This window comes from Streptomyces sp. 2114.4 (assembly GCF_900187385.1).
In the GTDB taxonomy this organism is placed as follows: Bacteria; Actinomycetota; Actinomycetes; order Streptomycetales; family Streptomycetaceae; genus Streptomyces; species Streptomyces mooreae.
In genome coordinates this window covers 5907929-5925569 of the sequence record NZ_FYEY01000001.1, presented here as the reverse complement: position 1 = coordinate 5925569, position 17641 = coordinate 5907929, and the positions used below count along the sequence as shown (strand labels likewise).

The following is a 17641-nucleotide window of genomic DNA, read 5'->3' as shown; positions in this document are numbered from 1 at the left end:
AAGGGGTGAGCGGATGAGGACCACGGCGGCGCACGGCAAAAGCGGGCACGAGGAGGCGGACGGCGGGCACGACGAGCTGACCGCGGTGCAGGCGGCACTGGCCGCCGAACATGCGGCGGTCTACGGCTACGGCGTGGTCGGCGGGCGGATCGCGGACGACCGGCGAAAGGAGGCGCAGGCGGCGTACGACGGGCATCGCGCGCGCCGGGACGCACTGCGCCGCGAGGTGCGTGACCTGGGCGGTACCCCGCGTGCCGCGGCCGCCGCCTACGAACTGCCCTTCCCGGTCCCGGACGCGGCCGCCGCCGTCCGGCTGGCGGCGGAGCTGGAGGACCGGCTGGCCGCCGTCTACGCGGATCTCGTACGGGCCGGCGCGGCGGCCCGGCGCGCCGAGGCGGCGGCCGCGCTGCGCGAGGCAGCGGTGCGGGCGGTGCGCTGGCGCGGCAGCGGCGTAGCCTTCCCTGGGCTCGTGGAGCGGGCCGCGGCCGCCACCGGCTCCGGCTCCGGCGCCGCGAGCGCTTCCGCGGGCGCGCTCTGAAGGACCGGCCGCGGTCCGGTCACGGCCCAGGAAGGGGACGGCTCAAGCATGGCAACGGCACCCATCGAACCGCCGCAGCGGTTGGTGAGTTCGCTGAGCGGCGATCCGGAAAGCCCCGTACGGCAGTGGCTCGACGCCCTGCCGACCTTGGTTCAGCAGCGGCTGGAGGCCTGGGATCTGACGCTGGAACGGGTGCAGGCCCCCGGAGGCCGCAGCAGTCTGGTCGCCCTCGTGCGGCAGAAGGACCGGTCGCCCGCCGCGCTGAAGTTCCCGGTGCCCGGGCGGGTGTCCGCGCATGAGGGAGCGGTGCTGGAGGCGTGGGACGGCTGGGGCGCGGTGCGGCTGCTGCGGTCCGATGCCGCCAGTGGTGCGCTGTTGCTGGAGCGGCTGCAGGGCGGGGTGTCGCTGCGGTCGCTGCCGGAGGCCAAGGCACTGCTGGAGGCGGCCGGTACGGTGCGGCGACTGTGGGTGCCGGCGGCACCGGAGCACTCCTTCGAGACGCTGGCCGGGCGTACCGGGGAGGCCGTGGAGGCGCTGCGGACGGCCGGGGCGCTGACCGAGGCGGCCGGGCCGCTGGTGGATCAGGCGCTGGAGCTGCGCCGCGCCCTGCCGGAGGGGTCCGACGAGCGGTTTCTGCTGCACGGCGCGTTCCGGCAGGGCAAGGTGCTGGCCGGTGAGCGGGCGCCCTGGCTGGCGGTCGGCCCGTCGCCGGTGGTGGGCGAGCGGGCATACGACCTGGCATCGCTGGTGCTGGACCGGTTCGAGGACCTGGCGGCCGGGGCGGGCGCGGCTGCCGCGGCCCGCCGCAGGGTGGCCAAGCTGGCCGACTCCCTGGAGGTGGACCGGGACCGGCTGCGCGACTGGACGCTGTACCGGGCGGTGGACACCGGTGTACGGGAGGTGGCGGTGGGCGACCGGCAGCGCGGCGAGCTGCTGCTGGAGTTCGCGGCCTGGCTGTAGGGGGTCTCTCCCCGGTGGGATGCCCTGGCGGGATCCCACCGGTGGGACGGACGAACGGGCCGGCCGCCGGGGTGTGTGCCCGATGGCCGGCCCGTCGGCCGTGCGGGGGTTACGCGCTGAGGCGGGCGACGGCCTCCTCGACCGTCAGCTCCTCACGCTCGCCGGTGCGGCGGTCCTTGACCTCGACGACGCCCTCGGCGGCGCGGCGGCCGGCGACGACGATGGTCGGCACGCCGAGGAGTTCGGCGTCGGTGAACTTCACGCCGGGCGAGACACCCGCCCGGTCGTCGACGAGGACCCGCAGGCCCGCGGCGCCGAGCCGTTCGCCGACCTCCAGGGCGAGTTCGGTCTGCTTGGCCTTGCCGGCCGCGACGACATGCACATCGGCCGGTGCGACCTCGCGGGGCCAGCACAGGCCCTTCTCGTCGTGGGTCTGCTCGGCGAGGGCGGCCACCGCGCGGGAGACGCCGATGCCGTACGAGCCCATGGTCACCCGGGCGGGCTTGCCGTTCTGGCCGAGCACGTCGAGCTCGAAGGCGTCCGCGTACTTGCGGCCGAGCTGGAAGATGTGGCCGATCTCGATGGCGCGGTCGATCTTCAGGCCGGTGCCGCACTCCGGGCAGGGGTCACCGGGCTCGACAACGACCACGTCGAGGTAGTCGTCGACCTCGAAGTCCCGGCCGGCAACGACGTTCCTGGCGTGCTTGCCCTCCTTGTTGGCGCCGGTGATCCAGGCGGTGCCGGGGGCGATACGCGGGTCGGCGATGTAGCGGAACGCCTTGCCGGCCAGACCCTGCGGGCCGACGTAGCCGCGGACCAGCTCGGGGCGGTCGGTGAAGTCCTCGGCGGTGACCAGCTCGACGGTGGCCGGTGCCAGGTGCTCGCCGAGCTTGCCGAGGTCGACCTCGCGGTGGCCGGGGACACCGACCGCGACGATCTCGCCATCGACCTTGACCAGGAGGTTCTTCAGGGTCGCCGAGGCCGGTACGCCAAGGTGCTCGGCAAGGGTCTCGATGGTCGGGGTGTCTGGGGTGTCCAGCTCCTCGACGGGGCCGTGCGCGGAGCCGTCGGCGGCCTCGACCTTGACCGTGACGGCCTCGGTGTTGGCGGCGTAGTCGCAGGCCGGGCAGTCGACGAAGGTGTCCTCACCGGCGGCGGCGGGGGCCAGGAACTCCTCGGAGGCGGAGCCGCCCATCGCGCCGGAGACGGCGGAGACGATGCGGTAGTCCAGGCCGAGCCGCTGGAAGATCTTGGTGTAGGCCTCGCGGTGCAGGGCGTAGGACTGCTCCAGGCCCTCGTCGGTGGTGTCGAAGCTGTACGAGTCCTTCATCTGGAACTCGCGGCCGCGCAGCACACCGGAGCGGGGGCGGGCCTCGTCGCGGTACTTGGTCTGGATCTGGTAGAGGATCACCGGCAGGTCCTTGTAGGACGTGCACTGGTCCTTGACCGTGAGGGTGAAGATCTCTTCGTGGGTGGGGCCGAGGAGGTAGTCGGCGCCCTTGCGGTCCTTGAGGCGGAAGAGCAGGTCGCCGTACTCCTCCCAGCGGCCGCTGGCCTCGTAGGGCTCCTTGGGCAGCAGGGCCGGCAGCAGGACCTCCTGGCCGCCGATGGCGTCCATCTCCTCGCGCACGATGCGGGAGACGTTCTCCAGGACCTTCTTGCCCAGCGGCAGCCACGTCCAGATGCCGGCGGAGGAGCGGCGGACGTAACCGGCGCGGACGAGCAGCTTGTGGCTGGCGGTCTCGGCGTCGGCCGGGTCGTCACGCAGTGTCTTGATCATCAAGCGGGACATGCGCTGGACCTGTGCGGCGTGGGCCATGGGAGTTTCTCCTGCGTAAGAAAGGTGACTCCCTGGAGGTTAGCTGCAGGGGTCTGTCGCGCGGAAATGCGTATCCGCTGCGCTTGGCCGGCTTCCCACGTTTTCGGCTGTCCCGCCGTCGGGGTTTCTCGCCGTTTCGCCTGCGGCGGGCGTGTGTGTCGGGTGCGGTGCCGCTCCTCCGGACTCCGTCCTGCGGCGCGGCACCTCCCGTGAGTGGGGGGAAAGAGGCCGGTGGGGACGGGCCGCTTCCTTCGTCCGCGGGCGGTCGAGGGAGAAGACCCGCCCCCACCGGTTTTCTCCCCCACTCACAACAGCCCGCCGCTGGGGGCACCTCCGGCGCCCTTCAGGCAGTGGGGGAGCCACGGCGGGACAGCCGACAACGTGGGAAGGAAAGCCAAGCGCAGCGGACGGTCAGGGGCGCTTCAGGGGGAGCGGGGCTCCCATCACCGCATACGGGGTCGGGGCGCTGGGGAACAGGACGCGGCGGGCGATGTCCTGGTAGCCGAGGGCGCGGTAGAGGCGGCGGGCGGGGCTTTCGGTGTCGATGGCGGAGAGGATGGAGCGTGGTTGGGCGGCGCCGTCGGTGATGCGGGTGATCAGTGTCCGGCCGATGCCGCGGTGCTGGTAGTCGGGGTGGACGTGCAGCTCGGTGATGGTGAAGGAGTCGTCGAGCCAGTGGTCCAGGCCCTCGCTGCGGAGGTAGGGCTCGACGACGGTGGACCACCAGTGGGCGCGGTCGTTGGGCATGCCGTAGACGAAGCCGACCAGCCGGCCCGCGGGGGTGGTGGCACCGAGGGCGCGGGCGCCGGGGCAGGTGAGGTGACGGAGCACGATGTGCCGGCGGACGGCGATCTCCTCGGCGCTCAGGCCGAAGGCGAGTGCCTGGACGGCCAGCGCGTCGTCCACGCGGGCAGCAAGATCAAGCGGGCCGACCGCGACGTCATCCATGCTCGGAGCGTACAAGGCGGCGGGTCAGAAAAGTACGCTCATGAACGCGCCGACTTCCTCGAAGCCCACCCGCCGGTAGGAGGCGCGGGCGGCGGTGTTGAAGTCGTTGACGTAGAGGCTGACGACGGGGGCGACGTCGTTGAGGGCGTAGCGCAGCACGGCGGCCATGCCGGTCTCCGACAGGCCCTTGCCGCGGTAGGCGGGGTCGACCCACACGCCCTGGATCTGGCAGGCCCGCTGGGTGGCGGCGCCGATCTCGGCCTTGAAGATGACCTTGCCGTTCTCGATACGGGCGAAGGAGCGGCCGGAGCCGACAAGTTCGGCGACCCGGGCCTGGTAGAGGAGCCCGCCGTCGCCGGCCATCGGGGAGATGCCGACCTCTTCGGTGAACATGGCCACGCACGCGGGCATGATCAGGTCCATCTCGTTCTTGCGGATCCGCCGGACGTAGGGGTCGGGGGCGATCTCGGCGGCCGGTGCGGTGGTGACCATCAGCGGCTGGTGGGCGCGGATCTCGCGGGCCGGTCCCCAGGAGGGCTCCAGGAGCGACCACAGCTCGGCGGTGGACTCGGCGGGGCCGACGATGGAGGAGCAGCGGCGGCCCTGGCGGCGGGCGCGTTCGGCGAAGCCACGGACGGCTTCGGGGGTGGCGCAGACCGGGACGAGGTTGGCGCCGGCGTAACACAGCGACTCCAGGCGGCCGCCGACGTACCAGCCCCACATCTCGCCGCCCAGCCGCCAGGGGTCGAGGCCGGCGACCTGGACGCGGGCGGCGACGAAGGCGTTGGCGACCGGGTCGCGGTCCAGGACCGCGAGCGCATCGTCGAGGTCCCCGGGCTCGAGGACCTTGATGGTGGTGGTCGTCAGCACGTGTCGGAAAGCCTCACCGTTACGGGCCTGGGAGGCCAGGCGGAAGCAGGTCCTGGCACTTTACCTCCACCTGCGCGGGAGTACCCGGGCGCCGGGGACGGATTGTCCCGGGCAGCGGCGAGCCCCGCGGCCCGGTGCGGGCGGCGGGGCTCGGCAGCTGTGGGCGGTGCCGGGTCAGCCGGCGATGGCCACGGTCGGCTCGCCGGAGGCGATGCCGTCCTTCTCCATCTGCTCGGCGATCTTCATGGCCTCTTCGATGAGGGTCTCCACGATCTTCGATTCGGGGACGGTCTTGATGACCTCGCCCTTGACGAAGATCTGGCCCTTGCCGTTGCCGGAGGCGACGCCGAGGTCGGCCTCGCGGGCCTCGCCGGGGCCGTTGACGACGCAGCCCATGACGGCGACGCGCAGCGGCACCTCCATGCCGTCGAGGCCCGCGGTGACCTCGTCGGCGAGCTTGTAGACGTCGACCTGGGCGCGGCCGCAGGAGGGGCAGGAGACGATCTCCAGCCGGCGCTGGCGCAGGTTGAGCGATTCCAGGATGGAGATGCCGACCTTGACCTCTTCGGCGGGCGGCGCGGAGAGCGAGACGCGGATGGTGTCGCCGATGCCCTCGCTGAGCAGGGCGCCGAAGGCGACGGCGGACTTGATGGTGCCCTGGAAGGCGGGGCCGGCCTCCGTGACACCGAGGTGGAGGGGGTAGTCCGACTGGGCGGCGAGCTGGCGGTAGGCGTTGACCATCACGACCGGGTCGTTGTGCTTGACCGAGATCTTGATGTCGCGGAAGCCGTGCTCCTCGAAGAGAGACGCCTCCCACAGCGCGGACTCGACCAGCGCCTCGGGGGTGGCCTTGCCGTACTTCTGCAGCAGGCGGCGGTCCAGGGAGCCGGCGTTGACGCCGATCCGGATCGGGGTGCCGGCGTCGGAGGCCGCCTTGGCGATCTCCTTGACCTTGTCGTCGAACTGCTTGATGTTGCCGGGGTTGACGCGGACCGCGGCGCAGCCGGCGTCGATCGCGGCGAAGACGTACTTCGGCTGGAAATGGATGTCCGCGATGACCGGAATCTGCGACTTCCGGGCGATCACCGGCAGCGCGTCGGCGTCGTCCTGCGTCGGGCAGGCGACCCGGACGATCTGGCAGCCGGAGGCCGTCAGCTCGGCGATCTGCTGCAGCGTGGCACCGATGTCGGACGTACGTGTGGTCGTCATCGACTGCACCGAGACCGGTGCGTCTCCGCCCACGGCGACCGTTCCGACCTGGATCTTGCGGCTGACCCGGCGGTCGGCAAGCTTGGTCGGTACGTCCGGCATTCCCAGTGAAATGGCAGTCATCTGGCGAGCAACCCCAAGGTGTGGATCTAGGCCCCGCAGCGGCGGGCTCCGGTCTTCGAGATTACGGCACGGGGGTTGCTATGAGCACATCGCGCCCCTGTGGCGCCACGAAAGGAGACGGCCGGACACCTCCAAACGCCACGGAGGTGTCCGGCCGCCGCCAAACGTGCTTTCTAGGTCAGCTTCACCGGATTCACCACGTCGGCGACGAGCACCAGCAGCGTGAAGCAGATGAAGATCCCGGCGACGACGTAGGCGACAGGCATGAGCTTGGCCACGTCGAAGGGGCCGGGGTCGGGACGCCGGACGATCTTGGCGAAGGCCCGCCGGACGGACTCCCACAGGGCGCCGGCGATGTGCCCGCCGTCCAGCGGCAGCAACGGCAGCATGTTGAACAGGAAGAGCGAGAGGTTGAAGCCGGCGACCAGGAAGAGCATGGTCGCCACCCGCTGCTCCGGCGGGATGTGCAGGGAGAAGACCTCGCCACCGACCCGGGCCGCGCCGACCACGCCCATCGGGGAGTCCTGCTTGCGCTCGCCGCCGTTGAAGGCCGCGTTCCACAGGTCCGGGACCTTCGCGGGCAGGTTTATCAGCGAGGAGACGCCCTGCTCGACCATGGTGCCCATGCGGTCGACGGACTGGCCGAAGGACTGCTGGACGACGCCGCTGGCGGGCGTGAACCCGAGGAATCCGGCGGTGACGAACTGGCCGGGGACATAGCCGCCGTGGCCGTCGGTCTTGGCGACCTTGTTCTCGATCAGGTCGGCGTGCAGCGTCCGGCGTGCGCCGTGCCGCTCGACGACGAGGGTGGCGGGCCCCGTGGTGTCGCGGATCTGCTGCTGCAGGGCGCCCCAGTCGGGGACGGCGTGGCCGTTGAAGGAGACGATCTTGTCGCCGGCCCGCAGGCCGGCGGCCTTGGCCGGGGAGTCCTTGGCGCCGTGCGGGCACTTGTCGGTCTTGGCGGCCGCCGAGATGACGCAGTCCGAGACGGAGCCGACCGAGGTGGTCTGGGTGTTGATGCCGAAGCCCATCAGCACGCTCATGAAGATCACGACCGCCAGGATCAGATTCATGAACGGCCCGGCGAACATCACGATGACGCGCTTCCAGGGCTTGCGGGTGTAGAAGAGCCGCTTCTCGTCGCCGGGCTGCAGCTCCTCGAAGGCCGCCGAGCGGGCGTCCTCGATCATGCCGCGGAACGGCGAGGTGGACCGGGCCTGCAGCTTTCCGTCGTCGCCGGGCGGGAACATCCCGATCATGCGGATGTAGCCGCCGAGCGGAACGGCCTTGATGCCGTACTCGGTGTCGCCCTTCTTACGGGAGAAGATCGTCGGCCCGAAGCCCACCATGTACTGCGGCACGCGGATACCGAACAGCTTGGCCGTGGAGAGGTGGCCGAGCTCGTGCCAGGCAATGGAGAACAGCAGACCGACGACGAAGACGACTATGCCGAGGATGGTCATCCAGGTCGTCATGCGCGAGCCTCCGAAGGTGTCCGTGCCGCACGGGCGGCCAGTTCGCGGGCGCGGGCGCGCGCCCAGGTCTCCGCCTCCAGGACGTCCGCGACCGTCAGGGAAGTTCCCCCGGCCGGCGTCCCGTGCTCGGAAACCACTGCGGCGACGGTATCCACAATCCCTGTGAAGGGCAGCCCGCCCCGGAGGAACGCGTCCACGCATTCCTCGTTCGCGGCGTTGAAGACGGCGGGGGCGGTGCCGCCGAGATCACCGACGTGGCGGGCCAGCGGGACGGACGGGAAGGCCTCCTCGTCCAGCGGGAAGAACTCCCAGGTCTGCGCCTTCGTCCAGTCCACGCCGGGCGCGGCGTCCGGGACCCGCTCGGGCCAGCCGATGCCCAGCGCGATCGGCATCCGCATGTCGGGCGGGCTGGCCTGGGCGAGGGTGGAGCCGTCGGTGAACTCCACCATCGAGTGGACGTAGGACTGCGGGTGGACGGCGACCTCGATGCGGTCGAAGGGGACGTCGAAGAGCAGGTGCGCCTCGATGACCTCCAGCCCCTTGTTGACCAGGGTCGCGGAGTTGATGGTGACGACCGGGCCCATCGACCAGGTGGGGTGGGCCAGCGCCTGCTCGGGGGTGACCGCGGCCAGCTCCTGCTTCGTACGGCCGCGGAACGGGCCGCCGGAGGCGGTGACCACGAGCTTGCGGACCTCGGCGCGGTCGCCGCCGGCCAGGGCCTGGAAGAGCGCGGAGTGCTCGGAGTCGACGGGGATGATCTGGCCGGGCGCGGCGACGGCCTTGACCAGTGGGCCGCCGACGATCAGCGACTCCTTGTTGGCGAGGGCCAGCACCCGGCCCGCCTTCAGGGCGGCCAGGGTGGGGGCGAGACCGATGGAGCCGGTGATGCCGTTGAGGACGGTGTGGCAGGGGGAGGCGGCCAGGTCGGTGGCCGCGTCGGGGCCGGCCAGGATCTCGGGCAGCGGCTCGCCCGCGCCGTAGCGGTCGGCCAGCGCGGTGCGCAGCGCGGGCACCGCGTCCTCGCGCGCCACGGCCACGGCGCTCACCCGCAGCTGGTGCGCCTGGTCGGCGAGCAGCCCGACCCGGCCGCCGGCCGCGGAGAGCGCGGTCACCCGGAAGCGGTCGGGGTTGCGCAGCACGATGTCGATCGCCTGGGTGCCGATCGACCCGGTCGAGCCGAGGATGACGAGGGAACGGGGGCCGCTCGGGCCGTCGGGATCGGCGGCGGCCGGCTCGAAGCGCAGATGCGGGTGGGCGAGGGAGTCCGTCATGTGGTCCATTGTGGCCGGTCGCCGGGGGGCCGCGGACACCCAGGGCGGGTCATACCGATCATGCACGCCCCGCACCGCTGTGGGCCGCACGCCCCGGGGCCGGTCCGCACCGGCCCCGGGGCGCGGACCGCCGCGGGCCGCTCAGCGAACGGGCCGCCGGACGTTGTCCGTCCGGCTCGGGCCCGGGGTGGCATCCGCGATCCAGGGGCCGTCGCCGCTGGGGTCGATCATGCCCTCCTCCAGCCAGGTGTAGCTGCCGTCGAGGACCCCGTCGACGACCTTGCGGTCGAGCTCGTCGGTGTTGGTCCACAGCCGGCCGAACAGCTCCTCGACGCGGATCCGCGCCTGCCGGCAGAACACATCGGCCAGCTGCTGCGCCTCGCGGCCGTGGTCACCGGTCTCGGTCAGGTACTCGGCCCGTACGCAGGCGGCGCTCATCGCGAAGAGTTCGGCGCCGATGTCCACGATCCGGCCGAGGAAGCCCTGTTTGGTCTCCATCCGGCCCTGCCAGCGGGACATCGCGTAGAAGGTGGAGCGGGCGAGCTTGCGGGAGGTCCGCTCGACATAGCGCAGATGACCGGCCAGCTGCCCGAACTCCTGGTAGGTGCGCGGGAGTTGACCGGGCCCGGCGACGAGCTTGGGCAGCCAGCGGGCGTAGAACCCGCCGGCCTTGGCCGCCGCCCGGCCCTTGTCGGCGAGCGACTTGTCGGGGTCGATGAGGTCGCCGGCGACCGACAGGTGGGCGTCCACCGCCTCGCGGGCGATCAGCAGGTGCATGATCTCCGTGGAGCCCTCGAAGATCCGGTTGATGCGCATGTCGCGGAGCATCTGCTCGGCGGGGACGGCGCGTTCGCCGCGGGCGGCGAGCGAGGGGGCGGTCTCGTAGCCGCGGCCGCCGCGGATCTGGACCAGTTCGTCGGCCATCAGCCAGCCCATCTCCGAGCCGTAGAGCTTGGCGAGGGCGGCCTCGATGCGGATGTCGTTGCGGTTCTCGTCGGCCATCTGGGAGGAGAGGTCGACGACCGCTTCGAGGGCGAAGGTGGTGGCGGCGATGAAGGAGATCTTGGCGCCGACGGCCTCGTGCTTGGCGACCGGCCGGCCCCACTGCTCACGGGCCGCGGACCACTCGCGGGCGATCTTCAGGCACCACTTGCCGGAGCCGACACACATCGCGGGCAGCGAGAGCCGGCCGGTGTTGAGGGTGGTGAGGGCGATCTTCAGGCCGGCGCCCTCGGGTCCGATGCGGTTGGCGGCGGGGACACGCACCTGGTGGAAGCGGGTCACGCCGTTCTCCAGGCCGCGCAGGCCCATGAAGGCGTTGCGGTTCTCGACCGTGATGCCGGGCGAGTCGGCCTCGACGACGAAGGCCGTGATGCCGCCCTTGTGCCCCTCGGAAGCGGGCACCCGCGCCATCACCACCAGCAGGTCGGCGACCACGCCGTTGGTGGTCCACAGCTTGACCCCGTCGAGGAGGTAGTCCGTGCCGTCCGGGACCGCCAGGGTCGCCAGCCGGGCGGGGTCCGAGCCGACATCCGGCTCGGTCAGCAAGAACGCCGAGATGTCCGTACGGGCACAGCGCGGCAGGAAGGTCTCCTTCTGCTCCTTGGTGCCGAACAGCTTCAGTGGCTGCGGCACGCCGATCGACTGGTGCGCGGAGAGCAGCGCGCCGATGGCGGGGCTGGCGGTGCCGACCAGGGACAGGGCGCGGTTGTAGTAGACCTGGGTGAGCCCGAGGCCGCCGTACTTCGCGTCGATCTTCATGCCGAACGCGCCGAGCTCCTTGAGCCCGTGCACGGTCTCGTCCGGAATCTTTCCCTCGCGCTCGATCCGGGCGCCGTCGATCTCGCGCTCGCAGAACTCGCGCAGCGTGGCGAGGAACTTCTCGCCGCGGCGTACGTCGTCGACCGCGGGGGTGGGGTGCGGATGGATGAGGTCGAGCCGGAAGCGCCCCAGGAACAGTTCCTTGGCGAAGCTGGGCTTGCGCCAGTCCTGCTCGCGGGCCGCCTCGGCGACCTGGCGTGCTTCGCGCTCGGAAACGTTGCGGATGGATGGAGCGGTCATCTGGAGCTCACCTCGCCGCGGGATCAGCAGTTCAGCGCCGGCGGGCCGGTCGGCCGCTGGACAGCGCTACTTGTGAGAGTTACCCGATCCGCGCGGGTTGCACCACGGGAGGCGGCGGGAGAGGGCCGCACGGAAGGCCACTTCCCACCAAGTGGGACATACCCCCCTGGCGCCGGTCCAAGGCCGCTCGGTGCCCTCCGCCGTTCGGGGGGTACGGCATACCGCGCTGGTTGTACACGGGGCCCCGGCACCTCCCCCGGAGGGCCGCCGCGGCTCCCTCTCAGACAGGAGGAAGGGAGGGGACTGTGCCGCTTACCGTCAAGATCCGGCATGACGGGAGAGGTGATGCCGGAAACGGGGGACGCGGCGCGCTCCGGAAACAGGGTGCCGGAGCGCGCCGCGCCGGGGGCCGGCGCCGGGGAGGCGCCGGCCGGGTCCGGTTGGTGTGACGGCCCAAGGGACGGCCGCCGCTGTCCACCGGTCCGGACCGGGTCGGGTCGGAGCAGATCGGAGCGGGCGGTGGTTACAGCGCGAGGCCGGTGAGGACCAGCACCCGCTCGTAGGTGTAGTCGTCCATCGCGAACCGCACGCCCTCGCGGCCCACACCGGACTGCTTGACGCCGCCGTACGGCATCTGGTCGGCACGGTAGGACGGCACATCGCCGACGATCACGCCGCCGACCTCCAGCGCGCGGTGGGCGCGGAAGGCGGCCTGGACGTCGTGCGTGAACACACCCGCCTGGAGGCCGAACTTGGAGTCGTTGACGGCCGCGAAGGCCTCCGCCTCCCCGTCGACCTTCGTGAGGGTCAGCACCGGGCCGAAGACCTCCTCGCAGGCGAGGGTGGCGTCGGCGGGCACGTCCGCCAGCACCGTCGGCGCGTAGGAGGCGCCGTCGCGCTTGCCGCCCGCGAGCAGCTTCGCGCCGCGCTCCACGGCCTCGTCCACCCAGGACTCGACGCGCTTCGCGGCGTTCTCGTCGACCAGCGGGCCGACCTCGGTCGCGTCGTCCGACGGGTCGCCGGTGACCTGCGCCTCGACGGCGGCCACGATCTTGGGCACCAGACGGTCGTAGACGGAGGCGTCGGCGATCACCCGCTGAACCGAGATGCAGGACTGGCCGCCCTGGTAGTTGGAGAAGGTGGCGATGCGCTGCGCCGCCCAGTCCAGGTCCGCCTCAAAGGAGTAGTCGGGCAGGACGACGGCCGCGCCGTTGCCGCCGAGCTCCAGGGTGCAGTGCTTGCGGGGCACCGAGTCGAGGATCGCGTAGCCGACCTTCTCGGAGCCGGTGAAGGAGACGACCGGCAGCCGCTCGTCCTGGACCAGCGCCGGCATCCGGTCGTTGGGCACCGGGAGGATCGACCAGGAGCCGGCCGGCAGCTCGGTCTCGGCCAGCAGCTCACCGAGGATCAGGCCGGAGAGCGGGGTGGCCGGCGCCGGCTTGAGGAGGATCGGGGCGCCGGCCGCGATGGCCGGGGCGATCTTGTGGGCGCAGAGGTTCAGCGGGAAGTTGAACGGGGCGATGCCCAGGACCGTGCCGCGCGGGAAGCGGCGGGTCAGGGCGAGCCGGCCGGCGCCGCCCGCGTCGGTGTCCAGGCGCTGGGCCTCGCCGCCGTTGAAGCGGCGGGCCTCCTCGGCGGCGAACCGGAACACGGAGACGGCCCGGCCGACCTCGCCGCGCGCCCACTTCATGGGCTTGCCGTTCTCCGCGGAGATCAGCCGGGCGATCTCCTCCGTACGCTCCACCAGCCGGCGGTGCACATGGTCCAGCGCGGCGGCCCGCACATGCGCGGGGGTCGCGGCCAGCTCGTCCTGCACCGCGACGGAGGCGGCGATGGCCTCCTCGACCTGGGCCTCGGTGGGGACGCTCACCGTGCCGACGAGGCGTCCGTCCCAGGGAGAGGTGACGTCGAAGGTGGCCTCGCCGGTGGCCTCGCGGCCGGCGAGCCAGAAGGCGGTGGGGGCTGCATCAGTGGGGATCGGCACAGTGGAACCCGGCCCTTCAGAAGTGGTGGGTGATGCGCATGGCTCAGCGAGCGGCTCTGCGGTTTTGACTCGGGATCCACGGTAGGGGTGCGGCGGCGCCGTGGCGTTTGTCCGAAGCGTAGAAATCGGTGGGGCCGTCTCTCCGTGGTGGAGGGGCAGCGGGAGCGTACGGGGCGCGGTGGAGAGGGCCGCCGGAGCGTACGGGACACGTCTCGGGGGGAGGCCCGCCCCCTGGACGGTCCGTTCCCCCGGACGTCCTACTCCCCCGGCGCACCCGACGTCGCCTTGAGTGCCAGCCACAGCTCCATCCGGACGTCCGCGTCGTCCAGCGAGCGGCCCAGGATCTCCTCCACCCGCCGCATCCGGTAGCGCAGGGTGTGGCGGTGTACGCCCAGGTCGGCGGCGGCCGCGTCCCACTGGCCGTGCCGGGCGAGCCAGGCGCGCAGCGAGGCCACCAGATCACCGCGGCCCCGGGCGTCGTGCTCGCGCAGCGCCCGCAGCAGCCCGTCCGCGAAGGCGCGGACGGCGTCGTCGGCGAGCAGCGGGAGCACGGAACCGGCCGCCACGTCCTCGTGCTCGACCAGCGCACGGCCGCGCCGGCGGGCCACCGACAGCGCCTGCTCGGCCTGGCGGTAGGCGTTCGCGGCGGCCATCGGCCCGGTCGGCGCCGACAGCCCGACGGCCACCCCCTCCGCGTGGCCCGCCTCGGCCCGCGCCGCCCGGCCGTGCGACCGCGGCCGCGCGGCGGTGCGGGCCTCGGCGGCGTACGCCGCGCAGGCGTCCGCGGCCGCCCCGCCGTCCGCCACCAGCACGATCAGCCGGCCGCCGTCCGGCACCGCGAGCACCGCCTCACCGGTCCGCGCGGCCGCGGAGTCCATCGCATCGGCCAGCCCGTCAAGGAGGCCCGACGCCCCGCCGCCCGCGCCCGACGCCTGCTCGTCGCCGGCCACCGCCTCCGCGACCACCATCCGGAACGGTGCGTCCAGCAGCCCGCCGTAGAGCCGGCCCGCCACTGCCCGCGCATGGTCCGGCTCCCCCGCGAGCAGCATCTTGAGCACCGCGGCACCGAGCCGCTGCTCGGCGTCCTGCAGCGCCCGGGACCGCTCGGTGGTGAGGGTGAGCAGCGCGACCGCGGAGTGCACGGCATAGCGTTCGGCCGTGCCGAGCGGCGCACCGGTCCCGACCGCGAGCACACCGCGGGCCCGGCGCCCGGTGCCCAGTGACTGCAGTTCGACCCGGTCGTCGCCGTCGGTGTCGCTGACGACCGAGCTGGCGGGTGCGGGCCGCTCGCGCAGCCGCCCCACGTCGTCGGCGAGCCGGGCCGCGCGGCGGGCGGCCCAGTCGGGGGCGGCGGCCACCACCGCGCCCGACGCGTCGTAGAGCGCGGCCCAGCCGTCCAGGTGCGCCGCGAGCCGGGCCAGCAGCTCGGCCGGCCCCTCGGCGCTGAGCGCCGCCCGGGTCAGCTCCCGCTGTGCCTCGAACCCCGCGGTCACCGCGCGGTACTGGTCGGCGGCGACGGCGGCCGAGACCGCCTTGCTGATCGCGATGAACGGGGTCCTGCGGGGCACCCCGAGCAGCGGCAGCCCCTGCTCCGCGGCCGCCTCGACCAGCGCCTGCGGAACGCCCTCGTAATTGACCCCGACCGCGAATCCCAGCCCGACGACCCCGGCCTCCGCGACCCGCCGGACATACCTGCGGGTCGCCTCCGCGTCCTGTGCGTCCAGCTTGAGCGCGGTGATCAGCAGCAGCTCCCCGCCCTCCATGTAGGGCACCGGATCGATCAGCTCACTGGCGTGCGCCCAGCGCACCGGCACCTCCAGCCGCCCCTCGCCCGCGAGCACGGTCAGCTTGAGCGCGGTGTGGTTGACCAGGGAAGCGAGGGTGTGCGGCATGGAACCTTCATGGCGTCGACGACTGCGAGGGACGACCGGACGGCAACCGGTCACCGGCCGGTCGCTCATTGACCGCCCACTGACCGGTCACCGGCCGATTCTTTACGCCGCCTCGTATGAACGGCCACTGCCGATTCTGCCTCAACGGAGGAATCCGGGGGAGCTCCGCTCCGGCCAAATCCGCTCGGCCCCTGCGAGCACGCCCCACGACGAAGGGGCGACGGGGGCCCTTATCCCCGTCGCCCCCGGGCGGCAAGCGCCCACCGCCCTCAGGACCGCAGATCCACCAGCACCGGCGGCGCATGCTCCCCCGCCACCGAGGTCACGGAGAGGACCGCATGGCCGGGCGGAACGGCATTGGCGAGATCGGACGCGGACCAGCGCTCGCGTTCCACGGTGCGCACGGTGACGGCCTTGGCGGTGACCGCCTTGCCGGTGACCAGGTGACGGAAGAGGTGGAACGCCTTCATCGCGGCACCCTCCGCGATGATCTGACGGTCCGTGACATCACGGGTCTCCACCCACTCCTTGCCCCACACCTCGGCGAACCGGGCGCCGTCCCACGTCGTCACGCCCGCGAAAGCCATCCGGCAGCCGACGGTGCCCAGCAGCGTGCCGCGCAGCCCATCGGGGATGTCGTCCAAGGAGCGCAGCGTCAGCACCGCGCCGGCGTTCGCCGAGCGCAGCCGCTGCAGACCGCGCAGCGCCTCCGCCGTGATCGTGTGGGCGGCCTCGTCGAGCACCAGACAGGCGAACAACGAGCGGTCGCCCCGGGCCACCGCGCACTCGGTGAACTGCGCCAGGACCAGCCGGGCGAGGATCCGTGACGCTTCGGCGTGGCCGCGCTCGGGCAATTCGATACGGACCCGCAGCGGATGGTCGAGGGCGCGCAGGGAGACCTGGCGGGTGGCTCCCGTGGGGTCGAAGAACGGGGCGAAGGCGGGCCGGTCCAGGAGGGCGAGGCGGTCGGCGAGGAGCACGCCGGGATCGCCGGGGCGCTCCGACTGGCGTCCCCGGGCGTCCAGTTCGCGCAGCAGGGTGTGGGCGTCCCCGTCCTGCAGGGCGGTGCGCAGCGCGGACATCGCCGCGGGGGCGCCGTCCAGCAGTTCGCGCAGCTCGGGAACGGTGGGGAAGCGGTCATGGGCGGCCCGGAAGGGGCCGAGCAACTGGGCCAGCGCGGTCGCCGCGCGTCGGCTGTCACCGCCCGGCAGCTGCTCGGCGAGATCGCCGACCAGGGCCTCCGCCAGGATCCCGGCCGCCTCGTCGGGGTCCGTGGTGCCGCCGTACAGGTCGAGGTCGCAGTCCGGATCCGGGCGGCCGACCCTGACCACCACGTCGAACGCCTCGTCAGGGCCGAGGTCGGAACCGGCCGGTCCGACGGCGATCACCGCGGCCTGCCCGGCCAGCGCCTGCAGGCACATCGACTCCACCACCGGCCTCACGACCCGGGTGGTCTTGCCGCTGCCGGCGGGCCCGACCGCCAGCAGCGAGGTGCCCAACACCCCCGGATCCAGCGCGCATCCGGCGCCGCGGTGCTGATACGGGTTGCGGTGGTGGTCGGCGGCGGTGCCGATACGGACCTGGTGGGCGAGCAGATCGTGGTGGGCGGTCCGCCGCGGCAGGTCGCGCCGTCCGGACGGATGCGCACAGGCCGCCGCCCCGTGCCGGAGCACGGTGTCGGTGAAGGAGGCCAGGGAGTTCTTGCCGGACCGCACCGAGCGCCAGGCGCGCTCGATCCTGGCCACATCCACATCGTTCATCCGGCCGGCCCGTGCCTCGGCGGTGAGCCTGTCGGCGGCGTCCGCGGCACCGTGTGCCCGCAGGTCGGGCCAGTGCGCGCGGTCGGCGGCGGGCTGGGGCCTGGGGACGGCGGGGCCACGGTTGCGGAAGCGGCCGAGGACCGGCCCCAGGAAGCGGCGGACGAGCTCCGGCCAGCGGCCCATACGGCCGAAGACGACGACCAGAAGCGCCAGCACCAGCCCGTAGTAGAGATAGGTGGCCCAGACGTAGACCATCTTGTCGCCGCCGGCCGACCGCCAGGAGTCCGGAGTGAGCAGCAGCAACGGCCAGAGCCAGTAACCGCCGAGGTACCCGTTCCACAGCAACGACCACAGCAGCCAGCCGCACAGGAACGAGATCACCGCGCCGCTGATCAGCTGGCGTCCGGGGACCCGGTCGGACTCCTGCGCGGGGCGGGGCCGGTGACCGTAGGTCCAGATGCCGGGCGCGGAGGCCGGGCGCGGGGTGCGCAGCCAGCTCAGCAGCGCCGGTTCGAAGGCCGCGGAGCCGCGGGGCGCGGCGTCCGGCGGGGCGGCGGGCATGGTCGGCACGGTCGGCGGAGCGGCGGGCGGTGGCGGAGTGCGCGGGCCGGCGGCCGGCGGGGTGGGTGGTGCCGCGGGGCGCGGCACCGCGGGTTCGGGTCGGTGCGCTCCGTCCGACCGCTGGGGAGCGGTGTGCTGTGCGTCGTGCGTGCCCTCGGTGTCCATCCGGT

The 17641-nt window shown here is 72.8% G+C and carries 12 protein-coding genes; 2 read left to right on the top strand and 10 right to left on the bottom strand.

What is annotated here, in order from left to right; genetic code table 11:
* Positions 1-13 precede the first annotated feature (13 nt).
* Both CFW40_RS26185 and CFW40_RS26180 read left to right on the top strand, forming a co-directional pair.
* Positions 14-538 (top strand): ferritin-like domain-containing protein, encoded by a 525-nt coding sequence (locus CFW40_RS26185; RefSeq protein WP_176956381.1) that lies wholly within the window; start codon positions 14-16, stop codon positions 536-538.
* Positions 539-586: 48 nt separating this feature from the next.
* A complete protein-coding gene (locus CFW40_RS26180; RefSeq protein ID WP_088800328.1) occupies positions 587-1498 on the top strand; it encodes an aminoglycoside phosphotransferase family protein in 912 nt (303 codons plus the stop codon).
* Positions 1499-1607: 109 nt separating this feature from the next.
* On the opposite strand, the gene CFW40_RS26175 is transcribed toward CFW40_RS26180, so the two are convergent.
* From CFW40_RS26175 to CFW40_RS26130, 10 genes are all read right to left on the bottom strand, one after another.
* Positions 1608-3317, bottom strand: coding sequence for a proline--tRNA ligase (locus tag CFW40_RS26175; protein WP_088800327.1), 1710 nt, complete (start codon positions 3315-3317; stop codon positions 1608-1610).
* Between the two features lie 411 nt (positions 3318-3728).
* Positions 3729-4265, bottom strand: a complete 537-nt coding sequence (locus CFW40_RS26170; protein ID WP_088802373.1) for a GNAT family N-acetyltransferase — start codon at positions 4263-4265, stop codon at positions 3729-3731.
* A 24-nt stretch (positions 4266-4289) separates the two neighbouring features.
* The gene (locus CFW40_RS26165; protein WP_088800326.1) at positions 4290-5135 is read right to left on the bottom strand and encodes a GNAT family N-acetyltransferase; all 846 of its coding nucleotides are present in this window, start codon (positions 5133-5135) and stop codon (positions 4290-4292) included.
* Positions 5136-5309: 174 nt separating this feature from the next.
* A complete protein-coding gene (gene ispG / locus CFW40_RS26160) occupies positions 5310-6467 on the bottom strand; it encodes a flavodoxin-dependent (E)-4-hydroxy-3-methylbut-2-enyl-diphosphate synthase (RefSeq protein WP_088800325.1) in 1158 nt (385 codons plus the stop codon).
* 173 nt (positions 6468-6640) lie between these two features.
* The gene (locus CFW40_RS26155; protein WP_088800324.1) at positions 6641-7942 is read right to left on the bottom strand and encodes an RIP metalloprotease; all 1302 of its coding nucleotides are present in this window, start codon (positions 7940-7942) and stop codon (positions 6641-6643) included.
* A complete protein-coding gene (gene dxr / locus CFW40_RS26150; RefSeq protein WP_088800323.1) occupies positions 7939-9213 on the bottom strand; it encodes a 1-deoxy-D-xylulose-5-phosphate reductoisomerase in 1275 nt (424 codons plus the stop codon). The genes CFW40_RS26155 and dxr overlap by 4 nt, the downstream gene beginning before the upstream one ends.
* Positions 9214-9354: 141 nt before the next feature.
* A complete protein-coding gene (locus CFW40_RS26145) occupies positions 9355-11274 on the bottom strand; it encodes an acyl-CoA dehydrogenase family protein (protein ID WP_088800322.1) in 1920 nt (639 codons plus the stop codon).
* Positions 11275-11797: 523 nt separating this feature from the next.
* The gene (locus CFW40_RS26140; protein WP_088800321.1) at positions 11798-13258 is read right to left on the bottom strand and encodes an aldehyde dehydrogenase family protein; all 1461 of its coding nucleotides are present in this window, start codon (positions 13256-13258) and stop codon (positions 11798-11800) included.
* Between the two features lie 257 nt (positions 13259-13515).
* On the bottom strand, positions 13516-15150 hold the full coding sequence (locus CFW40_RS26135; RefSeq protein WP_088800320.1) for a PucR family transcriptional regulator: 1635 nt from the start codon (positions 15148-15150) through the stop codon (positions 13516-13518).
* Positions 15151-15419: 269 nt separating this feature from the next.
* Positions 15420-17636, bottom strand: coding sequence for an ATP-binding protein (locus CFW40_RS26130; protein WP_088800319.1), 2217 nt, complete (start codon positions 17634-17636; stop codon positions 15420-15422).
* Positions 17637-17641: the final 5 nt, after the last annotated feature.

Coding starts and splice junctions, on each gene's coding strand:
- CFW40_RS26185 (WP_176956381.1), top strand. CDS start 14: ATGAGGACCACGGCGGCGCACGGCAAAAGCGGGCACGAGGAGGCGGAC.
- CFW40_RS26130 (WP_088800319.1), bottom strand. CDS start 17,636: ATGGACACCGAGGGCACGCACGACGCACAGCACACCGCTCCCCAGCGG.
- CFW40_RS26155 (WP_088800324.1), bottom strand. CDS start 7,942: ATGACGACCTGGATGACCATCCTCGGCATAGTCGTCTTCGTCGTCGGT.
- CFW40_RS26135 (WP_088800320.1), bottom strand. CDS start 15,150: ATGCCGCACACCCTCGCTTCCCTGGTCAACCACACCGCGCTCAAGCTG.
- dxr (WP_088800323.1), bottom strand. CDS start 9,213: ATGACGGACTCCCTCGCCCACCCGCATCTGCGCTTCGAGCCGGCCGCC.
- CFW40_RS26145 (WP_088800322.1), bottom strand. CDS start 11,274: ATGACCGCTCCATCCATCCGCAACGTTTCCGAGCGCGAAGCACGCCAG.
- CFW40_RS26180 (WP_088800328.1), top strand. CDS start 587: ATGGCAACGGCACCCATCGAACCGCCGCAGCGGTTGGTGAGTTCGCTG.
- CFW40_RS26170 (WP_088802373.1), bottom strand. CDS start 4,265: ATGGATGACGTCGCGGTCGGCCCGCTTGATCTTGCTGCCCGCGTGGAC.
- ispG (WP_088800325.1), bottom strand. CDS start 6,467: ATGACTGCCATTTCACTGGGAATGCCGGACGTACCGACCAAGCTTGCC.
- CFW40_RS26175 (WP_088800327.1), bottom strand. CDS start 3,317: ATGGCCCACGCCGCACAGGTCCAGCGCATGTCCCGCTTGATGATCAAG.